7 protein-coding genes are annotated in these 7387 nt (G+C 56.7%); 2 read left to right on the top strand and 5 right to left on the bottom strand.

Going from position 1 to position 7387, the window contains the following annotated elements; genetic code table 11:
* Nucleotides 1–93: 93 nt before the first annotated feature.
* Nucleotides 94–2352 (bottom strand): catalase HPII, encoded by a 2259-nt coding sequence (katE, locus tag QRD42_RS13455; RefSeq protein WP_072568252.1) that lies wholly within the window; start codon nucleotides 2350–2352, stop codon nucleotides 94–96.
* Nucleotides 2353–2580: 228 nt separating this feature from the next.
* Between katE and cedA the strand changes: the two genes are divergently transcribed.
* Nucleotides 2581–2823, top strand: coding sequence for a cell division activator CedA (cedA, locus tag QRD42_RS13460; protein ID WP_072568253.1), 243 nt, complete (start codon nucleotides 2581–2583; stop codon nucleotides 2821–2823).
* A gap of 54 nt (nucleotides 2824–2877) precedes the next feature.
* Here cedA and QRD42_RS13465 read toward each other — a convergent pair whose 3' ends face one another.
* From QRD42_RS13465 to hxpB, 4 genes are all read right to left on the bottom strand, one after another.
* Nucleotides 2878–4269 (bottom strand): L-cystine transporter, encoded by a 1392-nt coding sequence (locus QRD42_RS13465; protein ID WP_072568254.1) that lies wholly within the window; start codon nucleotides 4267–4269, stop codon nucleotides 2878–2880.
* A gap of 132 nt (nucleotides 4270–4401) precedes the next feature.
* A complete protein-coding gene (locus QRD42_RS13470) occupies nucleotides 4402–4992 on the bottom strand; it encodes a metal-dependent hydrolase (protein ID WP_072568255.1) in 591 nt (196 codons plus the stop codon).
* A gap of 94 nt (nucleotides 4993–5086) precedes the next feature.
* Nucleotides 5087–5848, bottom strand: coding sequence for a 2-dehydro-3-deoxy-D-gluconate 5-dehydrogenase KduD (kduD, locus tag QRD42_RS13475; RefSeq protein ID WP_321988766.1), 762 nt, complete (start codon nucleotides 5846–5848; stop codon nucleotides 5087–5089).
* A gap of 150 nt (nucleotides 5849–5998) precedes the next feature.
* Nucleotides 5999–6667, bottom strand: coding sequence for a hexitol phosphatase HxpB (gene hxpB / locus QRD42_RS13480; protein ID WP_321987339.1), 669 nt, complete (start codon nucleotides 6665–6667; stop codon nucleotides 5999–6001).
* Between the two features lie 137 nt (nucleotides 6668–6804).
* Here hxpB and QRD42_RS13485 point away from each other — a divergent pair, with 137 nt between their 5' ends.
* Entirely contained in the window at nucleotides 6805–7341 is a 537-nt protein-coding gene (locus QRD42_RS13485) for a YniB family protein (protein ID WP_318363119.1), read from the top strand.
* Nucleotides 7342–7387 lie beyond the last annotated feature (46 nt).

A 7387-nucleotide genomic window follows, 5' to 3' on the forward strand; every position in this document is an offset into this window, starting at 1 on the left:
GTAGGCCGGGTAAGCGCCAGCGCCACCCGGCATTTTTGTATCCCAGAACTGTAGGCCGGGTAAGCGTCAGCGCCACCCGGCACATTCTTTCCGCTACGCCGGGATCTTGCTGATTTTGCCCGCCCGCGACCAGACGCGGTGTCCCGCCAGCTGCATCAGGAAATCATCCATCCACTCCTGCGTGACACTGTCACCTTCGGTGATGCCTTCTTCGCCCTGCGCATCCACCCTCAGCACCGCTTTAAAGGCGCGCGCATCGCCGGCCAGCGCGATCGGCTTCAGGTGCTTATAGGCTTCCAGCAGATAATAGTTAGCGTCGCCATTGTCCAGCAGGCTGGCAGGATTCCCGCCTGGCACCAGCACGCCATCGACGGTCAGCGACGGTGAACCCGCAAAGGTCGCGGCGATCGGCACCTGCGAGCCATCATCCGCCGTCACTTCGCCCATACGCGAATAAAGCAGTTTAGCGTGCACGCCTTTTGCCTGTAAGCCCTGCAACAGGGTATACAACTGGCTGGCGGAGACGGTGTCATTCAGCAGTACCGCCACCACGCGGCCCTTCAGCGTGCCGTCAGGAATGGCATACAGACTCAGCGATGGATCCTTTTTCAGGCCGCTGACATCCTGCGGCGGCGCGATGTTGCGCTGATCGTCGGTCAGGGTGATCCCCAGGTTGTGCGCCACCGCCTGCGCCAGGGTAATGTCGATATGCGCCAGCTGATCCACCACCCGCTCGCGGATATAGGCCCGCGCCACTTTGCCCAGCTCGAAGCTGAAAGCCTCGATAATATGCTGCTGCTCATGAGGCGTCTGGCTCTGCCAGAACAGCCGCGGGTGGGCATAATACTCGCCAAACGAAGGGCTGCGCTCGCGGATCTTATGACCTTCGATACGCTCCTGATATGACTCAAATCCCCCGCGCTGCGGTGCAGGCGGCGTTTCCCGCGGCCAGTTATCGTTAATCGAGTTAGGCTCATAGTTTGCCGGATTAGTGTCGATATCCATGCGGTGCATGCCGTCGCGCTGGAAATTATGATACGGGCAGGTGGGGCGGTTGATGGGGATTTCGTGGAAGTTTGGTCCACCGAGACGGCTAATCTGCGTGTCGGTATAGGAGAACAGCCGTCCCTGCAACAGCGGATCGTTGGTGAAATCCAGCCCCGGCACGATGTGCCCCGGATGGAAAGCTACCTGTTCGTTTTCGCTGAAGAAATTGTCCGGGTTACGGTTAAGCACCATTTTGCCGACGCGCTGCACCGGCACCAGCTCTTCGGGGATCAGTTTGGTGGGATCGAGCAGGTCGAAATCAAATTTGAACTCGTCCTCTTCGGCAATCAGCTGTAGCCCCAGCTCGTATTCCGGGAAATCTCCGGCTTCAATGGCTTCCCACAGCTCACGGCGATGGAAATCCGGATCGCGGCCGGTCAGCTTTTGCGCTTCGTCCCATACCATGGACGCTTTACCCGCCAGCGGTTTCCAGTGAAAACGGACAAAGGTGGCTTTGCCGTCGGCGTTAATCAGGCGGAAGGTATGAATACCGAAGCCTTCCATGGTGCGATAGCTGCGCGGAATACCGCGATCGGACATCGCCCACATCACGTTATGCAGGGTTTCCGGTTGCAGCGAGACATAATCCCAGAAGGTATCATGGGCGCTTTGCCCCTGCGGGATCGCCCAGTGCGGCTCCGGTTTTACCGCATGCACAAAGTCCGGGAATTTATGCGCATCCTGAATAAAGAACACCGGCGTGTTGTTGCCCACCAGATCGAAAATCCCCTCATCGGTATAAAACTTGGTGGCGAAACCGCGAATATCGCGCACGGTGTCAGCCGATCCTGCGCCGCCCTGTACCGTGGAAAAACGCACAAACACCGGCGTGATTTTATCCGGGTCGGCGAGGAAGCTGGCTTTGGTAATATCGCTTAACGAGCGATAGGGCTGGAAATAGCCATGCGCCGCCGAGCCGCGGGCGTGCACGATGCGCTCGGGAATACGCTCATGGTCAAAATGGGTGATCTTTTCCCGCAGAATAAAATCTTCCAGCAGCGTCGGCCCGCGCTGACCCGCGCGCAGGGAGTTCTGGTCGTTGGCAATGCGCACGCCCTGATTGGTGGTCAGCGGAAAATTCTCGCCGCCCTTACGGAAGCTTTCCAGCGCCTTGAGTTTTTCATTGGAGGTATCCGGCGCTTTCAGGCTGCCGGGGGCAGTAGGCTGCGCCCCGGGCGGAGTCGGTAACGGATCGGCCTGATGGGAGTTGTCTTCCGGGGCGAGTGAGTCCAGACCGGGACGGGCGGCGCGGTCATCGTGGACCGGGGCATGATGATTTTTGGGATGACTATCAGAATGCGACATGGAACAGGTCTCCTGTTTTTGCTGCGGGGTGTTGGCATTGAAACTGGCCGTTTTTACGTCAAATTCTTTCTAACTATAGAACAGCACACGATTTTTTACCCTGGTGCTTCGCAGATAAAAACCCCGCAGGGGCAGGGGAAAAACAGGCAGGGCGCGACGAGCAGGGGGAGTTTCAGCTATGATGGGAGTTGTCTGTTTGTGGAATATGTTTTTAGTGAATCCTGGCTTATGAAATCATTGCGTCAACAAAACCGTCGGATTATCAGCTATGTGCCACGTGTCGAGCCTGCCCCGCCTGACCATGCCTCTAAGGTCGAAGGTTTTCGCGATGTGTGGCTGTTACGCGGGAAATATGTCGCCTTCGTTTTAATCGCCGAGCGTTTTCGTCGTTCGCCGGTCTTCAGCGGGCCGGAAGCCGCCCAGCGCTGGGCTGAACAGATGCGGCAGGAAGGGGAAGTGGATCAGGATTGAAACGTCGGGCGGGACAATACTGCCCGGCAGACTACGCCGCCGGGCCGTTATAGCTTAACGATGCGCCAGTTCGGCGTTTTCTTCGCTGTTCAGAATGGTTTTGTCGGTCTGCTTCAGCCACTGGCTGGTGAGCGTACCGGCGGTCATTGAACCGCTAACGTTCAGTGCCGTACGACCCATATCGATCAGCGGCTCGACGGAGATCAGCAGCGCCACCAGCGTGACTGGCAGGCCCATGGCCGGCAGCACGATCAGGGCGGCGAATGTCGCGCCACCGCCCACACCGGCCACGCCCGCAGAGCTGAGGGTAACAATACCGACCAGAGTGGCGATCCACACCGGATCCAGCGGGTTAATGCCCACCGTCGGCGCAACCATCACCGCCAGCATCGCCGGGTACAATCCTGCACAGCCGTTCTGACCGATAGTCGCGCCAAAAGAGGCGGCAAAGCTGGCGATAGATTCCGGCACGCCCAGACGACGGGTCTGCGCTTCCACGTTCAGCGGAATGGACGCGGCGCTGGAGCGGCTGGTGAAGGCGAAGGTCAGCACCGGCCAGACTTTACGGAAGTATTTCATCGGGCTGATGCCGTTCGCGCCCAGCAGAATGCCATGCACCACAAACATGATCGCCAGACCAAGATAGGACGCCACCACAAAGCTACCCAGTTTGATGATGTCCTGCAGGTTTGAACCTGCCACCACTTTGGTCATCAGCGCCAGGACGCCGTACGGGGTCAGCTGCATCACCAGACGTACCAGCTTCATCACCCAGCTTTGCAGCGTGTCGATGGCGGTCAGCACACGCTGGCCTTTCGGGGCATCATCTTTCAGCAGCTTCAGCGCCGCCACACCGAGGAAGGCCGCGAAGATCACCACGCTGATAATGGAAGTCGGACTTGCGCCGGTCAGATCGGCAAACGGGTTTTTCGGCACGAACGACAGCAGAAGCTGCGGCACGGTCAGATCCGCCACTTTGCCGGCATAATTTGTCTGAATTGCCGCAAGACGCGCGCTTTCCGCGGTGCCCTGCACCAGGCCTTCAGCCGTCAGACCAAACAGGTTGGTCACCAGCACGCCCACCAGCGCTGAAATCAGCGTGGTAAACAGCAGGGTGCCGATAGTCAGGAAGCTGATTTTACCCAGTTGCGAGGCGTTATGCAGACGCGCCACGGCGCTCAGGATAGAGGCGAACACCAGCGGCATCACGATCATTTGCAGTAACTGGACATAGCCATTACCGACGATGTTGAACCACTGAATAGAATCTTTCAGCACCGGATTATCAGCGCCATAGATGGCCTGTAAGGCAAAACCAAAGACCACGCCGATCACCAGACCGACCAGCACTTTTTTAGCCAGGCTCCACTGTTTGTGGCGGGTTTGCGCCAGCAGGAACAGCAAAGCCACGAACACCACGATGTTCGCGATTAATGGAAAATTCATCCCCAATCTCCTGATGTGTTTTTATTTCAGGCGTCAGTACACCTGTCTTGTTGGCGGAAGAGTAGCAGAAGTGTGATGTGGCGCTTATATCCAAATGGAATGGGTTATATTCAAACGCATAAATTCGTGGGTTTATTGACCGATCTGCTCATGAATAAAGCGGTTGTACTGCATTTGCAGGGTATTGATCATCTGCGATGACCAGCGCACTGCACTGTTTTCGGTCATCGTCTGCGGCATAAATACCGCCCAGGTGAACAGCGCCATACAGAGCACGCGCTCAAGTTGATTGCCTTTCTGGGGCATCAGGATCGGCACGCGGAACCGCCAGCGGCACGGCCACAACAGCGGCACACCCGCAGGCGTCAGCATATCGGCAAGGATATGGCTCAGATAACCCAGCACCAGCCCCTGTAAGGCATCGGCGGGCACCAGCCAGCTGTCGGGCACTTTCAGCATAAATAGCGTCAGGGCGATAAATACCGCCAGCAGACTGTGCGTAAAGCCCCGGTGACCGAAGGCGCGGGCTATGGGTTTGGAGATCCATTTCAGCCGCTGGCCTAAAAAAGATTTCGGGTGATCGATATCCGGCAGCAGACAGGTGAGAATAGCTGACGGAACAATATGCCACCAGTCCCCCTGCGCGAGCACAGGGGTCAGCTCGGCGTTTTTGGCAAACACCGCGCAGGCTATCGAAAAAAGGAGGTGACCTTCCGCCGTCATGATTGCACTCGCTAAACTGTCGAAGTATACAGTATAGGGTTTTTATACAGTAGGCGGAAGAGGTGACGGTGTAACTGTTTATCTCAGTGGATGACTAACGCGCCAGCCAGCCGCCGTCCACTGCCAGCGTATAGCCATTAATGTAATCCGAGGCGCGGGATGCCAGAAATACCGCCGGGCCTTTCAGATCTTCAGGCGTGCCCCAGCGCGCGGCAGGGATACGGTTGATGATCTCTTCGCTGCGCCGGGCATCGTCCCGTAATTGCTGCGTATTGTTGGTCGCCATGTAGCCTGGCGCAATGGCATTAACGTTAATGTTGTGCGTCGCCCATTCGTTCGCCAGCAGGCGCGTCAGGCCGAGCACGCCGCTTTTCGAGGCGGTATATGAGGGCACGCGGATACCGCCCTGGAAAGAGAGCATTGAGGCGATGTTAATGATTTTTCCGCCGCCGCCCTGGGCAATAAATTGTCGCGCCACCGCCTGACAGAGAAAAAAGGTGGCTTTCAGGTTAAGGTTAATGACGTCATCCCAGTCCTGCTCGCTGAAGTCCAGCGCATCCGCCCGACGGATCGTGCCGGCATTATTGACCAGAATATCGACGCGCCCCATCCGGCTTACCACTTCCTGCACCAGTGCATCGTAAGACGCCTGCTGGCTCAGATCGGCCTGGATCGCCGTAAAACGACGTCCCAGCGCGGTCACTTTCTGTTCCGTTTCATGCGGATATTTGCGGTTAATGCCGACAATGTCACAGCCCGCTTCCGCCAGCCCCAGGCTCATCCCTTGTCCCAGCCCCGTGTCACAGCCGGTGACGATGGCAACTTTACCGCTTAAATTGAAGGCATCCAGTATCATACTCACCCCGATTGCTCTGATGTGTGCAGGCAGGCGCGCCTGATGGTGTTGAGCATAGAAGGAAGGGATTTGAAAAACAAATTAAAGTGAAATGATGTTTCAGTTTAATTGACGCGGGTAACAAAAGGGGGCCTGTTACCCGCAAAAAGCTTATCCGCGCAGATGCGAAGCGGTCAGTTCCGCCAGGGAGTGAAGCTTCACATCGGCAAGAGCGTAACGGGGATCGTTCTGATTGGCTTCTTCCGGCACCACGACAGAACGCATACGCGCGGCTTTCGAGGCGATCATGCCGTTAACCGAATCTTCCAGCGCCACACAGGTCAGGGGATCCACCCCCAGCTTCGCGGCGCAATCAAGATAAACCTGCGGGTGCGGTTTGCTGTAGGGCAGCGTCCCGGCGGAGGCGAGGGCATCGAAGTAATCAGTCAGCTCAAACATGGCGAGCACTTTTTCCAGCATGTGCAGCGGTGAAGCCGAAGCCAGGCCTATTTTCAACCCCTGCGCCTTACACAGCGTCAGTGCTTCACGCACGCCTGGCAGCAGCGGACGCTTTTCTTCCACCAGCGACAGCGAGCGGGCGATGATCCGTTCAGTCACTTCCCCGCGATCCGGGCCGTTCCACGGCTGCTGGGCATACCACAGATCCACCACCATATCGATGCGCAGACCGAGCGTATCGGGCAGTTCATTACGGCGGGTGATATCCACGCCCAGGCTTGCCATGACCTCCAGTTCAGCACGATCCCACAGGGGTTCTGAGTCGATGAGTAATCCGTCCATATCGAAAATAGCAGCAAGAATTTGACGCGGCGTAGACATTAAAACCTCTCCTTATTGGGGCGGGTATCAGGCCATTATGGCCTACTCCCTATGATAACGCCTCTAAAGAACAGGCGAAAATGAATATGAGCGGGTAAACTTAGGCGCAAATGGAACGTCTTTTACAAGGGGAATACATGACGTATCAACAAGCTGGACGCATTGCCGTGCTCAAACGCGTGATGGGATGGGTTATTTTCATCCCGGCCTTTATTTCTACTCTGATCTCCGTACTGAAGTTTATGTACGAGCACAGCGAAAAGCAGCCCGGCATCAGCGCGGTGATGCAGGATTTCGCCCATGTGATGATCGAGATGATGCGTTTTAACACGCCGTTCCTGAATTTCTTCTGGTACAACTCGCCGCTGCCGGATTTTCACCAGCAGCTGAATATTGGCTTCTGGATCATTTATGCGCTGATTTTTATCGGCCTGGCGTTACAGGCCTCAGGCGCGCGCATGAGCCGTCAGGCGCGTTTTCTGCGTGAGAACGTTGAAGATATGACGATTCTGGAAAACGCCAAAGGCGCAGACGGGCTAAACCGCGAGCAGATCGAAGCGCGGATCGTGGTGCCGAATCATTCGATATTCCGCCAGATTTTCACCCTCTATATTCTGCCGGTGATTATTATCGTGCTCGGCTATCTGTTCTTTTCGCTGCTGGGTTTTCTTTAACGCTTACGGGTATTGCCGGGTGGCGCTGTCGCTTACCCGGCCTACG

Origin of the sequence: Enterobacter sp. PGRG2, assembly GCF_030291195.1 — a bacterium.
Lineage (GTDB): Bacteria > Pseudomonadota > Gammaproteobacteria > Enterobacterales > Enterobacteriaceae > Enterobacter_D.

Coding starts and splice junctions, on each gene's coding strand:
- katE (WP_072568252.1), bottom strand. CDS start 2,352: ATGTCGCATTCTGATAGTCATCCCAAAAATCATCATGCCCCGGTCCAC.
- cedA (WP_072568253.1), top strand. CDS start 2,581: ATGAAATCATTGCGTCAACAAAACCGTCGGATTATCAGCTATGTGCCA.
- QRD42_RS13465 (WP_072568254.1), bottom strand. CDS start 4,269: ATGAATTTTCCATTAATCGCGAACATCGTGGTGTTCGTGGCTTTGCTG.
- QRD42_RS13470 (WP_072568255.1), bottom strand. CDS start 4,992: ATGACGGCGGAAGGTCACCTCCTTTTTTCGATAGCCTGCGCGGTGTTT.
- kduD (WP_321988766.1), bottom strand. CDS start 5,848: ATGATACTGGATGCCTTCAATTTAAGCGGTAAAGTTGCCATCGTCACC.
- hxpB (WP_321987339.1), bottom strand. CDS start 6,667: ATGTCTACGCCGCGTCAAATTCTTGCTGCTATTTTCGATATGGACGGA.
- QRD42_RS13485 (WP_318363119.1), top strand. CDS start 6,805: ATGACGTATCAACAAGCTGGACGCATTGCCGTGCTCAAACGCGTGATG.